The organism is Sphingobacterium olei (genome assembly GCF_005048855.1).
GTDB lineage: Bacteria > Bacteroidota > Bacteroidia > Sphingobacteriales > Sphingobacteriaceae > Sphingobacterium > Sphingobacterium olei.
In genome coordinates, this window is sequence record NZ_SUME01000001.1 from 1 (window position 1) to 20738 (window position 20738).

Annotated in this window: 23 protein-coding genes; 12 read left to right on the forward strand and 11 right to left on the reverse strand. The window is 40.5% G+C overall.

Annotation, left to right across the window (positions count from 1 at the left end; translation table 11 throughout):
• From FAZ15_RS00005 to FAZ15_RS00020, 4 genes are all read left to right on the forward strand, one after another.
• A partial coding sequence (locus FAZ15_RS00005; protein WP_136898895.1) for an RtcB family protein occupies positions 1-447 on the forward strand: 447 nt, incomplete at its 5' end.
• Positions 448-722: 275 nt separating this feature from the next.
• Complete coding sequence (locus FAZ15_RS00010; protein WP_136898897.1) at positions 723-1313, forward strand: TetR/AcrR family transcriptional regulator; 591 nt, start codon at positions 723-725, stop codon at positions 1311-1313.
• Positions 1314-1411: 98 nt separating this feature from the next.
• Positions 1412-1870 (forward strand): hypothetical protein, encoded by a 459-nt coding sequence (locus FAZ15_RS00015; RefSeq protein WP_136898899.1) that lies wholly within the window; start codon positions 1412-1414, stop codon positions 1868-1870.
• A 29-nt stretch (positions 1871-1899) separates the two neighbouring features.
• The gene (locus tag FAZ15_RS00020) at positions 1900-2262 is read left to right on the forward strand and encodes a DUF3817 domain-containing protein (protein ID WP_202912272.1); all 363 of its coding nucleotides are present in this window, start codon (positions 1900-1902) and stop codon (positions 2260-2262) included.
• A 130-nt stretch (positions 2263-2392) separates the two neighbouring features.
• On the opposite strand, the gene FAZ15_RS00030 is transcribed toward FAZ15_RS00020, so the two are convergent.
• The gene (locus FAZ15_RS00030) at positions 2393-2974 is read right to left on the reverse strand and encodes a YdeI/OmpD-associated family protein (protein ID WP_136898901.1); all 582 of its coding nucleotides are present in this window, start codon (positions 2972-2974) and stop codon (positions 2393-2395) included.
• A 540-nt stretch (positions 2975-3514) separates the two neighbouring features.
• On the opposite strand from FAZ15_RS00030, the gene FAZ15_RS00035 reads away from it, so the two are divergent.
• Together FAZ15_RS00035 and FAZ15_RS00040 are read left to right on the forward strand one after the other, a co-directional pair.
• Positions 3515-4339, forward strand: coding sequence for a class I SAM-dependent methyltransferase (locus tag FAZ15_RS00035; RefSeq protein WP_136898903.1), 825 nt, complete (start codon positions 3515-3517; stop codon positions 4337-4339).
• A 121-nt stretch (positions 4340-4460) separates the two neighbouring features.
• Positions 4461-5681, forward strand: a complete 1221-nt coding sequence (locus FAZ15_RS00040; RefSeq protein WP_136898905.1) for a TlpA family protein disulfide reductase — start codon at positions 4461-4463, stop codon at positions 5679-5681.
• Positions 5682-5800: 119 nt separating this feature from the next.
• Here the strand turns inward: FAZ15_RS00040 and FAZ15_RS00045 are convergent, their stop codons facing one another.
• Positions 5801-6634 carry a Rossmann-fold NAD(P)-binding domain-containing protein gene (locus tag FAZ15_RS00045; protein WP_202912273.1) on the reverse strand — a complete coding sequence of 278 codons (834 nt, stop codon included), beginning with the start codon at positions 6632-6634 and terminating at the stop codon, positions 5801-5803.
• Between FAZ15_RS00045 and FAZ15_RS00050 the strand changes: the two genes are divergently transcribed.
• Positions 6627-7358 (forward strand): sensor histidine kinase, encoded by a 732-nt coding sequence (locus FAZ15_RS00050; RefSeq protein WP_202912274.1) that lies wholly within the window; start codon positions 6627-6629, stop codon positions 7356-7358. The two genes, FAZ15_RS00045 and FAZ15_RS00050, sit on opposite strands and share 8 nt — an antisense overlap.
• Positions 7359-7889: 531 nt before the next feature.
• On the opposite strand, the gene FAZ15_RS00055 is transcribed toward FAZ15_RS00050, so the two are convergent.
• The gene (locus FAZ15_RS00055) at positions 7890-8354 is read right to left on the reverse strand and encodes a ferritin-like domain-containing protein (protein WP_136898909.1); all 465 of its coding nucleotides are present in this window, start codon (positions 8352-8354) and stop codon (positions 7890-7892) included.
• Positions 8355-8480: 126 nt separating this feature from the next.
• Here FAZ15_RS00055 and FAZ15_RS00060 point away from each other — a divergent pair, with 126 nt between their 5' ends.
• Genes FAZ15_RS00060 through FAZ15_RS00070 form a run of 3 tightly spaced genes read left to right on the forward strand, consistent with a single transcriptional unit; the run spans position 8481 to position 11389 of the window.
• The gene (locus tag FAZ15_RS00060) at positions 8481-9575 is read left to right on the forward strand and encodes a type III polyketide synthase (RefSeq protein WP_136898911.1); all 1095 of its coding nucleotides are present in this window, start codon (positions 8481-8483) and stop codon (positions 9573-9575) included.
• Positions 9568-10269, forward strand: coding sequence for a methyltransferase domain-containing protein (locus FAZ15_RS00065; RefSeq protein ID WP_136898913.1), 702 nt, complete (start codon positions 9568-9570; stop codon positions 10267-10269). The genes FAZ15_RS00060 and FAZ15_RS00065 overlap by 8 nt, the downstream gene beginning before the upstream one ends.
• Positions 10256-11389, forward strand: coding sequence for an NAD(P)/FAD-dependent oxidoreductase (locus FAZ15_RS00070; RefSeq protein WP_136898915.1), 1134 nt, complete (start codon positions 10256-10258; stop codon positions 11387-11389). Before FAZ15_RS00065 ends, FAZ15_RS00070 begins: the two co-directional genes overlap by 14 nt.
• 150 nt (positions 11390-11539) lie before the next feature.
• Here FAZ15_RS00070 and FAZ15_RS00075 read toward each other — a convergent pair whose 3' ends face one another.
• Positions 11540-11731 (reverse strand): cold-shock protein, encoded by a 192-nt coding sequence (locus tag FAZ15_RS00075; protein ID WP_136898917.1) that lies wholly within the window; start codon positions 11729-11731, stop codon positions 11540-11542.
• A 662-nt stretch (positions 11732-12393) separates the two neighbouring features.
• Between FAZ15_RS00075 and FAZ15_RS00080 the strand changes: the two genes are divergently transcribed.
• Positions 12394-12915, forward strand: coding sequence for a YciE/YciF ferroxidase family protein (locus FAZ15_RS00080; RefSeq protein ID WP_202912275.1), 522 nt, complete (start codon positions 12394-12396; stop codon positions 12913-12915).
• A gap of 80 nt (positions 12916-12995) precedes the next feature.
• On the opposite strand, the gene FAZ15_RS00085 is transcribed toward FAZ15_RS00080, so the two are convergent.
• The gene (locus FAZ15_RS00085; protein ID WP_136898919.1) at positions 12996-13607 is read right to left on the reverse strand and encodes a hypothetical protein; all 612 of its coding nucleotides are present in this window, start codon (positions 13605-13607) and stop codon (positions 12996-12998) included.
• 240 nt (positions 13608-13847) lie between these two features.
• Here FAZ15_RS00085 and FAZ15_RS00090 point away from each other — a divergent pair, with 240 nt between their 5' ends.
• The gene (locus FAZ15_RS00090; protein ID WP_136898921.1) at positions 13848-14069 is read left to right on the forward strand and encodes a hypothetical protein; all 222 of its coding nucleotides are present in this window, start codon (positions 13848-13850) and stop codon (positions 14067-14069) included.
• A 110-nt stretch (positions 14070-14179) separates the two neighbouring features.
• Here FAZ15_RS00090 and FAZ15_RS00095 read toward each other — a convergent pair whose 3' ends face one another.
• From FAZ15_RS00095 to FAZ15_RS00120, 6 genes are all read right to left on the reverse strand, one after another.
• Positions 14180-14713, reverse strand: a complete 534-nt coding sequence (locus FAZ15_RS00095) for an OmpH family outer membrane protein (protein WP_136898923.1) — start codon at positions 14711-14713, stop codon at positions 14180-14182.
• 95 nt (positions 14714-14808) lie between these two features.
• Entirely contained in the window at positions 14809-15342 is a 534-nt protein-coding gene (locus tag FAZ15_RS00100) for an OmpH family outer membrane protein (protein WP_136898925.1), read from the reverse strand.
• Positions 15343-15393: 51 nt separating this feature from the next.
• Complete coding sequence (gene bamA / locus FAZ15_RS00105) at positions 15394-17973, reverse strand: outer membrane protein assembly factor BamA (protein ID WP_136898926.1); 2580 nt, start codon at positions 17971-17973, stop codon at positions 15394-15396.
• Positions 17974-18175: 202 nt separating this feature from the next.
• Positions 18176-18913, reverse strand: a complete 738-nt coding sequence (locus tag FAZ15_RS00110) for an isoprenyl transferase (RefSeq protein WP_136900070.1) — start codon at positions 18911-18913, stop codon at positions 18176-18178.
• Between the two features lie 27 nt (positions 18914-18940).
• Positions 18941-19750: a type IX secretion system protein PorG gene (gene porG, locus FAZ15_RS00115; protein ID WP_162304834.1), complete on the reverse strand. Its 810-nt coding sequence runs from the start codon at positions 19748-19750 to the stop codon at positions 18941-18943.
• A 91-nt stretch (positions 19751-19841) separates the two neighbouring features.
• A complete protein-coding gene (locus FAZ15_RS00120) occupies positions 19842-20735 on the reverse strand; it encodes an NAD kinase (protein ID WP_317130480.1) in 894 nt (297 codons plus the stop codon).
• Positions 20736-20738: the final 3 nt, after the last annotated feature.

Here is a 20738-nt window from a genome sequence, read left to right on the forward strand (position 1 = left end):
AACCTGTTAAATGCACTGGGACTAAAGGCTATCTGCGTCGTAGAAAACCATCATAATTATGCTTGGAAAGACAAGCTGGCCGATGGCCAAGAGGTGATCATACATCGGAAAGGTGCTACCCCCGCGCATAGCGGAGAGCTCGGCATCATACCGGGCAGTATGACAGCGCCAGCCTATTTGATTTCGGGCAAAGGAAACGACCAAGCATTATATTCGGCGTCGCATGGTGCAGGGCGGGCTATGAGCAGACAAAAAGCTAAGGAAAGCATGACCTCATCAGCAATGAAGAAGCTGCTTGTCAATGCAGGTGTGACCTTAATCGGCGGGTCGGTCGAAGAAAACCCATTAGCGTATAAGGATATTGAACAAGTTATCACCGCACAACATGAGTTGATCGACATCCACGGTAAATTTTATCCACGTATTGTTAGAATGAATAAGGACTAGTGATGAAGAAAATAACGATACAAATCACGTCAGGTAAGGGCTCGGCAGTATTCTGCCGGGCCCTTACCTGTGTACAGGAGCTCATGCTGAAGCAAGCTCTACGAAAAAGAAGGCTTTCAGATCGAGGTATTGGGACAAGAGTAGTACCAGTAATTGCAAAATATGACAGAAAGAAATATTACAGCTTTTTTTCCTATTTTGCTAAAAAATACTGGATGGTATTTAATATACGATCGAAATGATGCCATCTCACTACGAAAAAGTAAAAATAATAAATGAAGAAAGCTGAAGCTACACGTCTCAACATGCTGGAAAAATCCTTTGAGTTGATTTATGCCAAAGGATATCAGAACGCTAGCATTGACGATATATTGGCAACCACCCAGGTTACCAAAGGCGCGTTTTATTATCATTTCAAAAACAAAGATGAAATGGGGTTAGCTATTATCAACGAGTTGATGAAACCTACACTAGCCAAAAGTTTTATTGAACCCTTACAAAATACAAAAAATCCGTTGGACGCCATTTACAATTTGATGTATCATCTTCTCATTGAAAACGATTTTTTGAAAGTAGAATACGGTTGCCCTGCTGCTAACTTTACGCAGGAAATGACTCCCTGGAATGAAGATTTTAGCAAAGCGTTGAACGAAATAACACAGGAATGGCTGAAGGCTATAACTGCGGTTCTTGAAGAAGGGAAAAAAACAGGTTACATCCGTAAAGATGTCAATACAAAACAAACAAGCCTCTTTGTGCTGTCCGGGTATTGGGGTATTCGCAATTTCGGGAAGCTAGCGAATAGCAAAGAAGTCTACTTGCCCTATTTAGAGGAATTTAAAATGTATCTTAATACATTAAAATAAATTTTTCATCTTAAAACATACTAATTAGTATGTTATTTATTTACCTTTGTTGAATTAGATAGGGGGTAGTATCTTTTTGGTTCAATTAATTAAAGGCAATGTATCAAACACTCACATTTTATCACAGCTTTATGCGTTGGCTTGTATTAGCAAGTCTGCTGTTAGCTCTTTATCGGGCTTATAAAGGTTACTTTTCAACATCAGCATTTTCAAAGCTGGACAATGCGATACGGCATTGGACTGCTACCATTGCGCACATCCAGTTGATGATTGGAATGATTCTCTATTTTCAAAGTCCGCTGGTTAAATACTTTCTTGCCAATTTCAAAACAGCAGCGCAGGATTTCAATATGTTGTTTTTTGGACTGATCCATAGTTCGTTGATGTTGATCTCCATTGTACTGATAACAATCGGTTCTGCTGTCGCCAAAAGGAAAGAAACGGATAAAGCAAAATTCAAAACAATGATGATCTGGTTCACTATCGCATTAGTCATCATCTTCATAGCCATTCCTTGGCCATTTTCACCATTCAGTAGCAGACCCTATATGAGGTAATTTATATACAACATTCAAAATCTATACTAATGATTTTAAAACTTTTAAAAACAAGGACGGGAAGGCTTAGGATTATGGGCTTTCTAGAAGGCATTTCGCTCGTCGTCTTGGTATTTGTTGCTGTACCGATGAAGTATTTGCTCGATGATGAATCATTAACCAAAATGATGGGACCTATTCACGGAGCACTTTTTTTATTATTCTTGCTAAACGCTTGCAGTGCCGGCATTGAACAAAAATGGAAAGTGAAAACTATCGGTATGATATTAGCATCCTGCTTTATTCCGTTTGGCACATTCTACGTGGATTATAAATTCTTAAAAAATATAGACAACAAAACCACCTGTTCTCACGGATTGAGAAGTGTAAAAGCCGAAAATCTATTGAAATAACGTGGATTCAAAAATGTCTATAATGGAGGTGCTTGGAGCGACCTTGAAAAGATAGTAAAGAAGTAAGCCTGAATCTACGACGAGAGTATAATTCGCATTGTATCGGTAAGTATGTGCCTTTTCTATTTTTCTATCGCAAATGTTTCGGTCTAAGATTTTGTTCAGCACTCTCTATTATTTCAGTAATGCGTTTTTGTCTTGTTGCTGTTGTTTTGGCAAACACAAGCCAGGTCAAAATTATCTTTCTTACCGACTTGCTTAAACTCAAAAAGAAGTCTTTTGCATTAGGTTTGTCAGCAAATGCGGCATCCAAGTCTGCTGGAATAATTAACTCTTCAACTTCATCCAGGATTGTCCAAGAGCCATTTTGTTTTGCAGTTTCAATGCTTCTTAATCCTGCTTCAGTCATCAAGCCTTGTTCTATCAGTTTTCTTACTTTTTCTTTATTGATTTTCGACCAAGTGCTTATCGGTTTTCGTTTGCTGAAAAACTGATGTGCCTTTTCTTCGTCTATTTTTACTTTCTTACTGTCTATCCAACCGAAGCACAAAGCAATATTTACAGCTTCACTCCAAGTGATTGATTTTAACGCTGATTTCTTATTATAAAAAACAAGCCAAACAGCCTGTTTTGAAACATGATTTTTTTCTAACCATTTTCTCCAAGCGGTGAGGCTTTTTGGATAAAATATTTCTATTTCTTTTTTCTCCATACCGAATTTGTGTTTTTCCCCGACGCCAAAGGGTCGAATGGTGGCTTTTGCATTTTATTTATTCTTAAACTATTTGTCATTATTGACATTGCAAAAGTATAATGGCCGTATGACAGCCCTATGTCAGGGGGGCAAAATCGGGTTAGTTTATTTTGCAAAACATAGCCATTCGTATCCTTGATATTTTCCGTTAATAGGTCAACGTACTTTTGGGTTATTTTGCCATCGTTCATAGGATATCACTCGTCAAGTTAAGACAATATATACAATTAAAAGTGATAAGTTTTAAAAAATTAAACCAAATTTTCTATTTTTGTAGTCTGTTCTACTATATCTAACATATTATCTGCGTCTTGCTTAAAAGACGAACTCGAAAGAGTATTTAATGCATGGGAATCTTTTGATTTTTAATGCACAGATAACCGTATCCACTTATTTTATTAAATTTTAAACAAAGAATTGCATATCGAATCGATTGCCCTAACATTTTGTAATGTTCTGCGTATTTCGAAGTGATGATGGCAATACACAAAGACCGTGATGAGTAATAGACAGCTAATTAGTAGAGATATTGAGATATTTTATAATAAAGCATCCGAAGAAACCCGACTTGACAAAGGAATGGGCATATTTGAATTCGAAAGAATTAAATCCCTCATAGAAAAATACATTTTCTCTTCGCCTTCAAAAATAATAGATATTGGTGGTGGTACGGGTAAGTATTCGGAATGGCTTGCTAAAAAAGGGCATAAGGTTCATTTGGTTGAGCCCGTTTTAAAACATATAAAAATAGCCCAAAGCCGATCAAAAAAACTAAAGAATAAATTTTCTGTGCATATAGGAGAGTCTCGGAAACTGGAGTTTGCAAATAATTATGCAGACCTGATAATACTGCATGGCCCTCTTTATCATCTTCAGCGCAAAGAAGATAGAGAGTCGACCATTTGTGAAGCTAAACGGGTTTTGAAGAATGGTGGAATTATACTGGGTTTTGCTATTAATTATACCGCATCAACTCTGGTCGGTCTTCTAAGTGGATTAATTCACAAACCGCCATTTTTTGAAATGTGCAAAACAGAATTGGCAACCGGGATGCACAACCCACCTGATGATTTCCCTTGGCTTTTAGCGGAAGCATTTTATCACAAACCCGAACAGTTAAGGGATGAATTTATAAATCAAGAATTAGCCTATCTAAACACCTATGCAGTTGAAGGTATGGCATGGTTGGATAAAGATTTTTTTGCCAATATGCAGATTTGCAAAAGGCGAGAGACATTGATAGAACTTATTCAAGTTACTGAAAATGACCCTTATCTTCTATCGTTTAGTCCACATATGATGATAGCTGTTAAAAAAATATAATTATGGAAAATAAAGAAAAATATTACAACGCATTTTACTTTACCTCGATTTCTCTCAAAAACTATTATATTTACGTATCGATCCTCGTTGAGGATCTTTTAAATCTAAAATACAATCAGTTATGAAATATTATTTCGCTTTTATCTGCGCCTTTCTGCTGCTCGATAGTTTATTCGCACAGAGCCCAATTATTATTGAAGGAAGGCTAAAAGGCGTAGAAGAGGGCACAATGATAACACTCATGAAGACGGAAGGGAATGTTGGCATTTCCGTCGCCAAGGACAGTATAGTCAATGGTCGTTTTAGTATCAGTTACTCGCCCGACACCCAAGATCTGGGAGAGTACTCTTTGATGGGGACGGGAGAAGGTTTTCCCTCCATGAGTCTGAGGCTTTGGAGCAAGGCCGGAAATCACATTACCATAGAAGGTAAAGATAAATTAATCTACTCTTGGGATGTAGAAAGTTCGATACCTCAGCAAGCTGAGTGGTCCTATTTTATCAAAGCGAATAAGGAATCATGGGAAGAGTACCAAAAGCTTGTCGCGCAACGGTCTACGCTAATCAATACATATTATGACGACAATGTTAGCAAAGAAGAGCGTAAAGTACTCAAAACGCAGATGGATTCCCTCGATAGGCTCGCTTCCTTATATAATTATGAAATAGATAAATCCAACCTGGCACTATTGCAAAAAGAAGGCAAGATGACAGAAGTTAGGTTAGGTGTCCTGAAAGGTATTGCACAGGCCATAAAATGGGATAAACGCGAAGAATTTAGACCCGCCGTCGAGGAACTATATGGCCGACTTAATACTGAAATGAAGGAGAGCCGTTATGGCGAAGAGATAGCGCTGGCATTATACCCTCCCCAAGCTCCGCAAATAGGAGACCCGCTATATGATGCAGCTCTCCACGATCTTACCGATCGTGTTTATCACCTAGCGGATTTTAAAGGTCGGTATATCCTACTGGATTTTTGGAGCTATGGTTGCGGTCCCTGCCATGCATCCGTTCCTGAAATGAAAGAATTGCACGAGAAGTATAGTGATAGTCTTACCATAGTAAGCCTAAGCAGCGATAATAGGAAGATGTGGGAAGAAGCATCCAAGGTGTTCGGCATGACCTGGCTAAATCTCAGTGACGGAAAAGAAAACCGTGGTATATACGCTAAATATGGTATAAACGGGATTCCACATTATGTATTGATTGCACCCGACGGCAAGATCAAAGCGACCTGGACCGGCTATGGAGAAGGAAGCTTGAAACGAAAAATCAGCGAATTCACGGGCATCTCTATTGTAGATCATGCAAATCCAGCGGGTGGGATAGGAGGAACTTAAAAAGGGGACGCAGCGAGCTGCCTCCCGTTTTACTGAGTTTTTGTTATGTTCCTTGAACATGATATCTCTTAGGTATAAACTGCTTCAAATTGTATAAAACGGTTTGGCGCTTAGCGAAATTAGAAGCACTTGACCTGCCATTTTGCAAAACATATGTTAGCGGGTCGTTGTTTTTCGTTAGTGCCACTCATTTGTAATGCTGCTTGTTTTACAGCAACTGCATGTGTTATTGGAGTGAACTTGAAGTAATCATTAAACTTCGAACTATCAAAGTAATAATCTCTGTCGTATTGATAATTCATCTCGGCCAATTCTTTCATAACAGGTACAATTAACCCGAATCCTCTAACCATCCAATTAGGCAATACCGTGAATTTGTTATCTTTACCCAATTCCTTTGCAAAAAGATTAATCCATTCTTCACCAGTTATTCGCTTAGGATCTGTTGGTAAGTTCCAAATTTGATTGTAAGCCTCCGGAGTATTTCCAAGCATCGCTGTCCCTTTGGCAAGTTCAGGAACATAGCCCATACTGTGAACAAGTTTGGCATTACAAAACCATTGTGATTTTTTATCTTTTATGAGATTGTCATAAACAAGATTCATCATAACACTAGACTGCCTTGCGGTACCACCAAAAAAATCCGGTGATCTTGCTATAATAACCTGCAGATTATTGCGCTCCATATTCTTTAAAACAATCCGATCAACTTCTGCTCTGACTTCACCCTTCTTGCTTGCTGGGCTTATTGGAGAGTTCTCTGTGATGTGGTTTACATTATTGCCGCCAATGGCATACACATTGTCAAAAAATACAAGCTTGGAATTATGCTTGATACAGACGTCAACTACGTTTTGAATAAATGGTATCCAATTTTCTTTCCATGCACTTGTTTTATAGGCGAATCCGATGGCAACATAAGTTGTATATGATCCCTCTACAGCCTTGAACACGTCTTCTTTTTTGGTAAGGTCGGCAGGATTGATCGGGCCAATATTATTGGGCGGCCAGTTTTTTGCAAATCGGCGTAATATTATCCTCAAACTGGAACGTGAAACGGAAAAAGAAGACTTCGATAAACGTACGGCTGAGGCTAATATACTGCTGTATAAGCTTGGGCAATACCGTTTGCCGACCCATACCTTATTCAACACACTGACAGTGATTATGTATCTTTCGCGCAATGATCCCGCATTAGCCAGAAGTGCGATTCTGCTCCTGGGCGATATCATACGTTTTTACCTAATCTATAACGAGGACACGTACATCAGCCTTGAACAGGAACGCGAACCGCTTGACAAGATCCTGAAAATTTATAAACTGCGGTTTGGTGAAGTGGCTGAACTCCTCATAAATATCGATGAAGGTGTACCAGCGACGACCATGATACCGCCTGGTCTATTAGTCAATCTTGCGGAGGGCATTTCTAAGCATGGTCTGCTTACGGATCCCTCATGTCCTGCTGAGCTTTGGATCGAGCGCCTGTCGAGTGGTGCGTTGAGTATCAAGAGTAAAAATGCAATTGCCGATCCCGGCGCCCAAAAAGATAATCATAAGCGCGGTCAGCTGACCCGATTGGGGGAAACGATCCATTTTCTACACCCCGAAAATCGCGTACGCGTGTGGATAGAAGCGCATGTTTTTCAGGTGGAAATTTGGCTCCATGAGGTTTTTTGAAGTATCCCTAACGGTAAAGGCAATATCATTAAGCCTAAACGTAACATCATCTATAGCTCAGGAAGTATCCTCAGCACTCAAGGAAATATCCTTGGGCATCGAGGATACATCATTAGGGCTTAATGATATTACATCCGCGTTCAATGATATATCATTAGCAGTCGGGGAAACATCCTGAGCTGTCAAGGAAATATCATTAGCGACTAAAGCAATATCATCTACGCTGGAGGATATATCATTAGGCCTTCTGGTAATATCCTTGACCGTCAGGGAGGTTTCCTTAGGCTTCAAGCATACTTTCTTAGTGCTGGATGATGTTTCCTCTACCGTGAAAGTGATATCCGCCAGCGTTAATGATATAACAAAAACCGACCATTTTGCAGTCAATGTATAATGCTTGGCTTATTTTGGCCAGCCCAGGGCATTACTACCAACTATGTCGCGGAAGAAAACGGAGAGCAGGTAGAAAAAGAAATGGGGCCGTGTAAACCGCCCCATTTCTAACTACTTTGGAATAATTCCTTTTGCTATTTATGACGATGCCTTAGCGACGTCGCGCAACATTTTAACATTGTCGTGCGCAGCTTGAATTCCCTCAGCCTGCTCTACTAAGAGTGGCATAGCATCGGCAGGAATCTCGCCATCACGCATAGCCGTTTCGTAGGCTGCTTTAATGGCATCTTCACCTCGCTCTGCCTCGGAAAGAATACTTGCACGATCTGATCCGCCAAAAAGAGCCTTAACATCGATCCATGCGCGGTGTAGTGTACCGGCTACTGTGTTCCCAGTTTCCACATCGCCACCATAGGTCGCTACTAAAGCTGTCAGCTCTTGGCTGTATTTTCGACTTTGCATCGCATAGTCCTGAAAAAGAGCTTTCAAATCGACATTTTCATCATTGATATCCGCTAATGCTTTTTCGAAACCTGCGGTACGATCGTTGTTCAATTCGATCAGATCGTTTAGCATTCCAATTGCTTTCTCGTTGTATTGCATAGTGTTATATTTTAGTTTTGCCTAATACAACTACAACACGTGATTAGCAGAAATGTTTTTGGATGCATAATCGACATTGTACTATTGCAATACAAAACATCCCCCTTGTTTAGTTGTTGTATACGTATGAGTACAATAGCTTCGATCGCCACAGCGGTACCCCGATACAGGCAGGAACAGATGCAAATATTCGAGGTCGTAAAACAAATGCATACAAACACGCAAGAAGACGAACGTAAACTCCGGTTTATGTACCGATCCAGTGGTATCGATACCCGCTATTCCGTCGTTCCGGATTTTTGTCCTGAACGGGGCGATAAGAAAATACTGGTTGATAGCGAAGGCATGACGGTGTCAAAGAAGCTTGAAGACCGGCTGGCAATATACGATGAGGAAGCCATCAAACTGGCAGTCGAAGTCGTCGACAAGTGCTTGCCCGAAGGCATGGATAAAAATTGCATTACGCACCTGATAACCGTGAGCTGTACCGGAATGAAGGCGCCAGGTTTGGATATAGACTTGATACGGCAACTCGGTCTGCGTCGCGATATTGGCCGTACATCCGTCAACTTCATGGGCTGCTATGCAGCGATACATGGTCTGAAACATGCGCATTATATTGCCGAAAAGGAGCCAGATGCGAAAGTGGTGCTGGTATGTGTGGAGCTTTGCACCCTGCATTTTCAGACCGATCAGGCGATCGATAACGTGACAAGTACCATCATTTTTAGCGATGGCGCAGCGGCGGTGTTGGTGGAGGGGGCGAATACCTCGCATAAGGGCTGGCGCATAGCGGATTTTTACAGCGAAATTAACTTCGACGGCATAGATGAGATGGCTTGGCGGATTTCGGCAGAGGGTTTCCTCATGACATTGACAAGCCAGATACCGCCGATGCTGGAACGTACCTGCGGTGCAGTAATAGATCGCGCATTAAATAGATATGGGATGGCTAAGAACGACGTGGACCTGTGGTGCGTACACCCGGGCGGAAAGAAAATACTGGAAGCTATTGAGCGGGGGACCGATATCTCAAAGGAGCAACTGGCTGACAGCTACGAAATACTCCGCAACTATGGTAATATGAGCAGCCCGACGATACTATTTGTGCTGGAAAAAATGATAAAAAATCCAGCGTATACGACCGCACAAAAAAATATGGTCGGAATGGCATTTGGTCCGGGTTTAACCTTAGAAACTTTTCACCTGTCTCATGCCTGATTTTTCAAAACGAAGCAACGAAAAGGAACTATTAGATGATCCGTCGGTCCCGTTTGAGCATGTTAAGCAAACGATGCGGGAGTTGGATACAATTAATGCTTGGTTGGGCGGACATCGTACAACCCTAGCTGGATTGAAGACGCTGATCCGCAATAAGAAAAAGGTGAGCATCTGCGAAATCGGATGTGGGGGTGGAGATAATCTGGTGGTAATCCATAATTGGTGCCGCAAGCATGGTATTGAAGCGGTGTTGACGGGGGTCGATATGAATCCGCATGCCATTACGTATGCAACAGCCCAATACGGCGCACTGGGCATTCAATTTATATGCAGCGACTACCGTGCGGATGTGCTGGACCGAAAGCCGGATATTTTTTTTAATTCCCTTTTTTGCCACCATTTCGACGAAGAGGAACTGGTGGATATGCTACGCTGGATGCGGGTAAACAGCCGAATAGGATTCTTTATCAACGATCTGCACCGTCATCCGCTGGCGTATTACAGTATCAAATTGCTGACAAGTTTATTTTCCAAATCGTATATGGTTAAGAATGATGCCGCGGTTTCTGTAATGCGTGGATTTACGAAGGATGAATGGGGAACGTTTGCGGAAAGGGCGGGGTTACGTACGACGGCCGTTCGTTGGCGTTGGGCATTTCGACATTTAATGGTATACAGGAATGGATGGGCTTGATTACGATATTGGCATTGTAGGTGCTGGCTTAGCGGGCTTGACAATGGCTATCCAACTTCGAAAAAAGGGGTATACTGTCGTGCTCTTCGAAAAAAATGTCTTCCCTTTTCACCGGGTGTGTGGCGAATATATCAGCCTCGAAAGCTGGGATTATCTGCTCGACTGCGACATAGACCTGGCCAGCATGCAGCTACCGATCATAAAAAAACTACAGGTAAGTTCGTTAAACGGTACTATGCTGAAAGCGGATCTTGATCTGGGCGGTTTCGGAATAAGCCGTTATAAAATTGACAGCATACTCGCGACTAGGGCACGAGAGATAGGGGTAGACGTCCGTGATAATTGCAAGGTAACCGGTATGCACCGGCTTTCAGATCACTTCCTAATCGAAGCTCCTGACGGGGAAGTTCGCGTACGGCTAGCGATCGGTTCTTTTGGCAAACGCAGTAATATCGACGTAAATTGGAAGCGTAGCTTTATTGCCCGAAAGCCAAATAGCCTAAACAATTATATCGGGATAAAGTACCACATCAAAGCCGATCTTCCGGACGATACGATAGCATTACACAATTTCAGAGACGGCTATTGCGGTATTTCGAAAATTGAAGATGAGCAATTTTGCATGTGCTACCTGACGACTGCGGCCAACTTACAACAGAGTGGGGGTATTAGCGAAATGGAGCAGAAGTTCCTGTATCAGAATAGGTGCCTCAGACAGCTGTTCGAACAGAGTGAGTTCTGTTATAGCCAGCCGCTTTCCATTTCGCAGGTCTCGTTTGATACTAAAGAACCCGTCTTTGCTGGTACACCGCTTATCGGAGACGCTTGTGGTATGATCACGCCGCTCTGCGGCAACGGCATGAGTATGGCCATGCATAGTGGAAAATTGCTTACCGTTTTGGTGGATAGGTATTTACAACAACAGATCTCGCTCGATGCGATGCTAAGCGCCTATACAGATCAATGGCGAAAGCAGTTCGCCACACGGCTGCGCACCGGACGTATCGTACAAGCGCAATTTGGCAAGGTATGGCAAACGGATATCTTTGTATCACTGCTAAAAAAGGTGCCTGTTCTAACAAACGCCATTGTGAGGAGAACGCATGGAACCGGTTTCTAGCTACTAAATTATAGCAAAGTTGCGTCCTGCTTAGGGAATCACTCCGATACCTGGAAGGTGATTATTGTGGCTCGATTGAACAAAAAATAGCAGATAACCGGCAATGTCATCTGCTACTTTTTTAAGATAGAGTATATCTTCTTTCTCCAGTTATACTAAGCGGACGTTAATCGCGCTAGGACCTTTTTTGCCATTTTCTACGTCGAATGTCACTCGGTCATTTTCACGAATGTCGTGAATTAAACCAGATGAATGTACGAAAACATCTTGACCACCATTTGATGGTGTAATAAAACCGAAACCTTTGGTAACGTTAAAGAATTTTACTGTTCCTTCTTGCATTGTATTAGGTATATTGTAAATGAATTGTTTGTATGCATGATGGCTAGCGCTATTATTGTGCCAAAAATAGAAGTAATTTAATAAACATTGATCAACTGTGTTATACGCTTGTGGGTCAATAACTTTCCTGTCAATATGTTCTTATGTATACGCACGGCGTCTACATTCGTATACGGTCATTATGAAGTTAGATGTATACGTATCCTGTTGTGTACACTAAGCGTAGCTCTTTGTTTTATCTTAAAAAAACAATAGAATCAACGTACTCGTTATCCTCTAGGTTGGTAATTTCTTTGTCTTACTCGTCAGCGTCGTGCGGTGAACTGAGCTCGTCGCCAGATTGACCGGAACCATATATGTCTTTTGCACCTTCGGCACGGGCGCTGTCGCTTTGGAGAGGCTCATCGTCGACTAGCTCTGAATCATGGAAACCATCGGAAGGGTTTTCGCAATGTACCTCAAATGCTATTTATATTTTGGCTTTCTAGATATCCAATCGCTCGCCCGTCTCTGTTAAGTTTAATAACAGTGAGGTATTTCTACGCCATTCGCGTTCAAAATACGTGAAATGAATAAGGACACGCTGTATGGAAGAAATGTAGCAAACTAATTCTAGTGAGCGTCGTTATAGATGCAAGAGATAAATAAAAATGATAATTATTATGGGAACAAAAAACAATCAGGGCGATATGCCCAATGCACACCTTCACGAATTGTTCACCGAAGAACTGAAAGATATATTAGGTGCAGAAAGACAACTTCTAAAAGGGTTAAAGAAATTGGCTAGCGCAGCTGCTAATCAAAAATTGAAGGAGGCCTTTGAAACGCATTATCAACAGACAGAAGGGCAGATCGAGCGTTTGAAAACCGTGTTTTCTAGTTTGGGAATGGCTGCTCGCGGGAAGAAATGTAAAGCAATGGAAGGTCTATTAGAAGAGGCTGATGAGATTGCAGAGGACTTTCAGGATAGCCCCGAAGTATTGGATGCTGCACTGATTTCAGCGGCACAAAAGGTAGAACATTATGAAATAGCCAGTTATGGATGCTTGGTGACCTATGCTAAATTAATGGGACATACAGAGGCGCAAGAACTGCTTGCGGCCACTTTGGCCGAAGAAAAGGAAACGGACGAGCTCCTAACGATGATTGCCACAGAAGAAGCGAATACCCAAGGGGCGGCTTAGTAGATACATTTATACAGATAGTATAATTTAAAGCCAGCGTGTTTTAAAACACGCTGGCTTTATAGTTTCTTTCTAACCTACTAATTCTTCTTATCTTCAATTTTAACAATACCGGCAATCAATGCTTTCCATTGGGGAAACGACGCACCTATTTTCGCCCCTAGTCCAATTAAGAAATTACGCAGATTGTCTGTAAGCGCCGTGTTTTCGGTGTTGACTATTTCATTACGCCCGGCGTAATGTGCAGATACACTATTGCGCTTTTGTTCGACTATAATCGTAGAGGTAGCCAGATTTTTGAAGAAGTGTGCGGTATCGGGATTCGCATTGGTAGGATCTGGTGATGGACGAAGGGACAATACGGTCTGACGGAAAATATCCGTTTCTTCGGCTGTAATGTTTTCTACACGAACCCAGTCATATCCGTCGCTACTGGGTAATCCCGGTCCTGGGATATCGATACGTACATGATCGCCGATTTGGGCAGATCTGTTAAGTTTTTGATTGTAGCGATCAACCAAACAGAAGGATACAGAAGGAATGCCGCTAACATCGTTCCAGTTGTTGATATCCAATAGACGACCTTTTGCAATTACATAAAAATTGTCTGCTTCTGTTATATCTGAAAATTCAACGGTTTCAAAGCAATCCAGCTTTTTACCTGCTATTTGTTCCGGAATTATATTTTTCATATGAACGTTTTAGTTGTTTAAGGTAGAACAAACAGCTGGAAAAATTTGTTGAGGAATAAACACGGTAAAATTGAAATAAAAGTACCTGAATATAAATGCTATGGATAAGCTAAAATATCGATCAGGATAAATACCTGTGTCTTTTCGGAAAATACTTAAAAGCAACTTTGGTGAAACGATATGATTCTGATGTAGTTATGCTATAGAACGTGTTTATTTACAACAATAAAATAATATACTATGAAAAAGTCAATTAATTTATTTTTAGGTGTGATTGCAATTTCATCTGCAGTAGCATGTGGTAATCGAGCGGATAGTGATGGAAATGATATTCCAGACACACGTTATGATGACAACACGGAGATGGATACATTGAATACAGATCCGATGACAGATACCACTGGGCTCATCGACTCAGGAACAACGCCAATGGGCACGCCCACACCTCCTATTGTACCGTAGCGGTAGGTATCTATCCATTTTTGGAATAATATAAGGATATGGAAAACGTTTGAAACAAAAAAGGAGGCTAACTTACTTAGCCTCCTTTTTTCATTGAAAATTCCAATATCTTATTTCACTCCTAATTTGGCTTTTACGTCAGCTGAAACGTCTTCACCGCCTTGGAAATAAATAACACTTCCTGCAGCAAGATCCAATACATAGGCATATCCTTTTTCTTGTGCAACCGCATTGATTGCTGTCATTACTTTTTGTTGAATAGGAGCGAATAACTCTTGTTCTTTTTTACCTAATTCCTCTTGCGATGCTCTTTGGATCTCCTGGATACGACCTTCCATTTGACGCATTCCTTCAGCTAAAGTTTGCAATTCTGCATCTACAGTCGCTTTGTTGGCTTCGCTTCTATTCAGCAATTTCTCGTTGTATTCCGTTTGTTTTTTGGTGTATTCTTCCACCATACTTTGAAATTCTTTTTCCTTGGTTTCTGTCAAGGTTTTTAGCTGATCTGCCGCTGTTTTAAAATCGGCTGTAGATTGGAGAATTTCTCCTGAATTTATATGCCCAATTTTTTGCTGTGCATTTACAACCTGAGTTGAAATGAATAATCCCGCTACTAATGCTGCTCCTTTTAATAAATTTTTCATTCTTTCCATTTTAGTCTATTCGATACGAATCGTCTGTTCTTTTTTGTTTTATTGTATTCTGTTAATTATATCTTCTGCAATTATACTAATTATAACTATTGCGCAAGCTGGGCATCAGGTTTAAAACCTAATTTTGTAATAATATCATTGCTTTTATCCAGTTTTGGATTTGCAAACAGGAAAGTCACTTCAGATCCTTTATCTAAAATAAGATCTAACCCCTGCGCATTGGCAACATCCTGAATAGCCTTAGCGACGCGATCTTGGATAGGTTTTACTAGGCGCACGCGTTGTTCGTACAATTCGCCTTCATATCCGAATTTTTGTCTCTGGAAATCCTTTACAGCCTTTTCTTTATTCACGATCTCATCCTCACGACGTTTGCGCATATCATCATTTAACAGCACCTGATCATTTTGATAGGCCTTATATAGACGTTCTATTTCGCCATATTGTTTATCTACTTCTTCCTGCCATTGTACAGATAGATCGTCTAGATGTTTCTGTGCAGATGCATACTCAGGGATATGTCTTAAAATATATTCTGAATCTACATAAGCTAAACGCTGGGCATACGACGCGGTAACACTGAGCGTTAAAAAGGCTAATACAACAAATATCTTTTTCATTTCTTTCTCTTTCTTTATTTTGTAAGACAATTATAGGAATAAAAAGTTTAATTAAAAACCTCCCATGTTTTGCATGATACTAAATGTGAAATTTTGTTTCCAGTTGCTGGAACTCATACCTGGGATAGGGTCAAATGCGTGACCGTAATCGATACCAAGCATACCAAATATAGGTAAAAATATACGTGCGCCAACACCTGCAGCACGTCTTACTTTGAACGGATTTACCTCAGAGAATTTATTCCAGGTATTACCCGCTTCTGCAAAGGCTAACACAAAAACGGTGGCTTGTTCATTCAACATTACAGGGTGACGTAATTCGAGTTGATATTTAGCATATATCGGACTACCTGAATTGATCGCAATCTGTTGAAATCCATTTCCTGTAGATTCTGGAATAACGGTACCATTGGCATAGCCGCGCATGGCCAAAATTTCAGAACCTTGTAGAAAGTCAAATCCCTGCATTCCATCACCACCTAACTTGAATCGCTCAAATGTAGAAGTAGGGGTCTCATCCGAGTAGCTTCCTAAATAACCAAATTGTGCCTGTGTTTTTACGACCAATTTACCGACAACCTTGGTGTACCATTGGGAATCAAACTTCCACTTGTGGTATTCTGTCCATTTATATTTAACATTATCCGCAGCAGTCTCATAGTTGATATCATTAAATAGCGAGTATGGAGGGGTTAATTGTACGGAGAACTTGATGTGTGATCCCGAAGTGGGGTAGATAGGTGCATCTACCGAGTTACGACTGATTTCTTGGGTAAAGTTAACATTGTAGGCGGTACCATCAGAGAATAGGAAATAGTTTCCGTAATTCTGTAGTTTATACCGTTGAAATGATAATGAACTGTTGATTTGGAAATAATTATCCGGCCATTGTAGACGTTTACCTAACGAAGCGGTAACCCCTGTCATCCAAATACGGTTCAATTCAGAATCTCGTACCATTTGCTCTCCGGTAAACATGTTAAAACCTCCGTATGAAGAGTTGGACGTGTAGGCACTCAGTCCAAAATAAATGGGCTTTTTCCCGCCCAACCATGGTTCAGTGAAGGAGAAGCTGTAAGATTGATACCGCTTACCTGATGTTTGGCCCCGAACACTTAGTTTTTGCCCGTCTCCACGTGGAAGAGGTTTCCAAGCATCTTTTTTGAATAAGTTGCTGGTCGAAAAGTTATTGAAGGTTAGACCTAATGTACCGATGATTTGACCTGCACCATAACCACCTGATAACTCCACTTGATCGGAAGGTTTTTCGGTGACATTAAATACGACATCGGTGGTTCCTTCTTCGTGATTCATCGTAGAGGAAGGGATATCTGGTGTGATCTTTTGCTCATCGAACATGCCGAGTTGAGAGATCTCACGGACACTTCTCATGATGAGCTCCCGTGAATATTTTTGACCTGGTTTTGTGTAAATGGAACGTAATACTACGCGGTCGTTCGTTACATCGTTACCCTTTACAATAACATTGTTGATCGTATATTGCTTGCCCTCACTGACCTGGATTTCCAGATCGACAGTATCTTGGTTGATGCGCTTGATAACCGGATTGATACTAAACGTCAAATATCCGTCATTTTGATAAAGTGCACTGATATCATCACTATTGCGGGTAGGACCCATCAATTTGGTGATCATTTTTTCTTCGCTGTAGACATCGCCTCTTTCGATACCCAATATGATATTCAATACCGAATCCTTGTAGCGTGTATTACCCGTCCAATCAATACTGCCGACATAGTATTTAGGTCCTTCATAGACTTCTATATCGATAGCGATTTCATTTTCATCATAGCGGTAGATACTATCCGATAGGATCTGAGCATCACGGTAACCTCTATCTTGTAACTTGGCGACCAAGGTCTCTTTTGCTTCGTTATATTTATCTTCTTTGAATTTACCAGGACCAAAAATTCTGTACCATTTACGAGGTTTTACTCCTTTTAAGAATTTTGACATTTGGTTGTTGGAGAAAATCTCATTGCCAGCGAAGTTAACTTTGCGGACTTTGATTTTTTTATTCTTTTCTACATCAACAACGACAATTTCGTTATTAGCTTGTGCGGTATCCTTAAAGGTTTCAATCTTGATATCAGGATACAAGAACGATTTTTCGCGTAGGAAACGTTGTATTGTGGATCGTGTGGATTGCAATAGGTTTTCATTGACAATCTTACCAGCACCTTCATTTAATCTTTTGCGGATTTCTTCTGTTTGTGATTTGCTTAACCCATTGATGTCAATGCGGGTTAAGCGCGGTCTTTCTTGCACACGGATGTCAAAAAAGATATCTTCTCCTTCTATTCGTGATGCCCATAGCTGCACGTCATCGAATAGATTTTGCGCCATTAAGTTTTTAATAACATTTGCGGTAGCTTCTCCGGGAACTTCTATATACTGACCAACCACAAGCTTCGAAATCGTAATCAATACTTCTGCATCCAAATATTGGGCTCCAGACACTGTAATACCACCTATTACGTAGTCTTTTGGTTGGAGATAGTTTATTTCATTGGGATCTGAAAGATTAATTGGATTCTTGCCGATTTGCGAAAATGTCGATGTCCAGCTCAATAAAAAAAATGCTGTTATCAGTATATATAGTTGCTTCATTACTTGTTATTATGGATGCTAAAGTACATCAAACTGTTGTTAATTTTTGTTAAAAGAAAAATACGTCTATTTAGTTAATTTTTAGCGTTTCCGCTACAAAGGTAATATTTTCATTATAATAAATCGTTGTTAAATGGGAATGAAGCTTTCATGAGCTATTTTAATTAATTTCCTTCTTCAAGGGTGGTTCATTTAGGTTTCATTATAACTGTTCACTTGTTTTTCCAAATCGACGTTCCCTTTGTTGAAAATCAACTATGGCTTGGAATAAATCATTTCTTGTAAATTCGGGCCACATCTTGGACGTAAACCAAAGCTCGGTGTAGGCCATCTGCCAGAGAAGATAATTACTAATCCGGTATTCTCCACTGGTTCTGATCATGAGATCGGGATCTGGTAGGTCTGCCGTATAAAGGTGTTGCTGAAATAGATCTTCACTAATATCTTCTACACTTAGACGACCATCTCTCACTTTGTTGGCCATTGCTTTAACAGCATCTACTATTTCTTTGCGGGAGCCGTAGCTCAATGCAAGTGTGAGCGTACAAGTGGTATTGGATTTCGTCGCTTCTATGGTTTCTTTCAGCTTCTCTTGACAGTTAAGGGGTAAATCTGTAATGTGTCCAATGGTATTTAGTCGAATGCCGTTTTTCTGAAAAGTCTTCAATTCTTTACTTAAGGAATTTACCAGCAATTCCATTAGCGCTTTGACTTCCATCTTCGGACGATTCCAGTTTTCTGAGGAAAATGCATAAAGTGTTAAATATTGTACGCCTATTTCAATAGCTCCTTCTAAAGTTTCTCTTACGGCACTCACACCGTTTTGATGCCCAAATACACGTAGTTTGCCTAGACCTTTGGCCCAACGTCCATTGCCATCCATTATAATAGCAATATGTCGGGGTATATTATTCTTGTCCAGTTGATCCTTGATTGTCATGATGTTCTTCTTCACAAATCTATAAACCTATTGCCACCAATAACATTTCGCACTTATTAATGTGTACGTTAATGTAAATCCGGCAGTCATAAAGCCATCGTAATTCTTGCCATTTCCTCTTGCTTTGCCTCGATGCTCTTCGAGCTGACCACTCGGATCGGCTAGAAAATCCCAGGTTTCAGGAGATACGGCAGATGTTCGTGGGCGCGAGGTCGCATAATTTTTACTCACATTATCAATGTTGTCATTAAAGGTGGTGCGGTAAATTATTTCAGCGCCAATACTCCAAGGGCCTCTGATATTGTGTTTAAATCCCAGTCCGAAAGGTACGGAAAGGGCAATTTTAGAATATTTGTCAGGATTATGTTCTGCATCATACTCTAACTGCAACTCTCTTAACTTAATCGTTGTACCATCTAAATTTATATAGGGGTCATGCAATGCAACAGATACACCGGCGAGAAGATACGGTGTGTAACGATTGATGGCTCTACCTGCTATGAATCTAAAAAAATTAAATTCTGCAGTTACCGAAAGTTCTTTGAGGTTATTATTAAACTGTAATGCCCGATCTTGTTGCGCACCAAATTTGGAATCCAGATCATTCCCATGAAGTGCAATGTAGTTAAACCCTGCCTTGATCCCCCACGTGGGATTCAGATTGTATTTCACAGAAAGACCACCGCCAATATTTTGGTAATAAAAAGGATTGTCAGGATTAATATCGCCCATATAGCCGGTCCCAAATCCTGTAATACCAAATTCGTACTGCTGCGCATGGGATTTTACTTGTGCACAGAGTATAAATAGAATAATGATATATCGGAAGTAGACCAATCTTATTGATTTTGGATGTAAAGATAAAGTTTTTAATAGAATACTTTATCTTTAAATTTTGTTAAATAGTACGGTGATGGCGATTGATTGTCTAATAATTACGTACATCTATCCCCCAAAGAAGCTTTTCGCGCAATGTACGGAAATAAGCGTCTTTTTCTAACCGTATTAAGTTAATACCAAAAGGTGCCTTTTTTATGGTTAATTGAGTGGAAATAGATAATGTTTCACTTCTGGAATCGCAACTTAAAATGAAATTTTCCGTTCTGCTTTCAATTTCCAAGTGTAGTTCCATATCTGCTGAAACGACGATGGGCCTCACATTTAAATTGTGTGGAGAAATAGGGGTAATGACAAAATTTCCGCTTCCGGGCATAATAATTGGACCACCACAGCTCAGTGAATAGGCTGTAGATCCAGTAGGGGTCGCAATAATCAATCCGTCTGCCCAATAGGAGTTAAGGAGTTCGCCATTGATAGACGTGTTGATGGTAATCATGGACGAGGTATCAAAGCGAAATACGGTTATATCGTTAAGTGCAAAATTTTCGCCACCAAATAGATCGAGCCCGTCTGCTTCAACGGTTAACAATGCTCGGGATTGGATAGTATATTCCCCATTTAATATTTTCTGCAAAGCTTCCTTGATTTCAGTTTTTTGGATATTTGCCAGAAATCCCAACCGACCAAAGTTAATACCGGCGATCGGAATCCCAGTGTCTTTAATGATAGATACCGCGGAAAGCATCGTCCCGTCTCCACCTAAACTAAGCATAAAGTTGATGTGCGTAGGCAGATCTGCATACGATGTAAACGTTTTTAGACCATCTGGACAAGAAATATGTGCTTTGAGGAAGGTATAGAAATCGTGGTATAGGTATATATCTATCTCTTTTTCGGCGAGGAAAGTGAAAAGCTCTTCTACGAATGTATTTACGGATGCATTAAAAACTCTTCCGTATACGGCTATAGCAATACTGCTCATTTA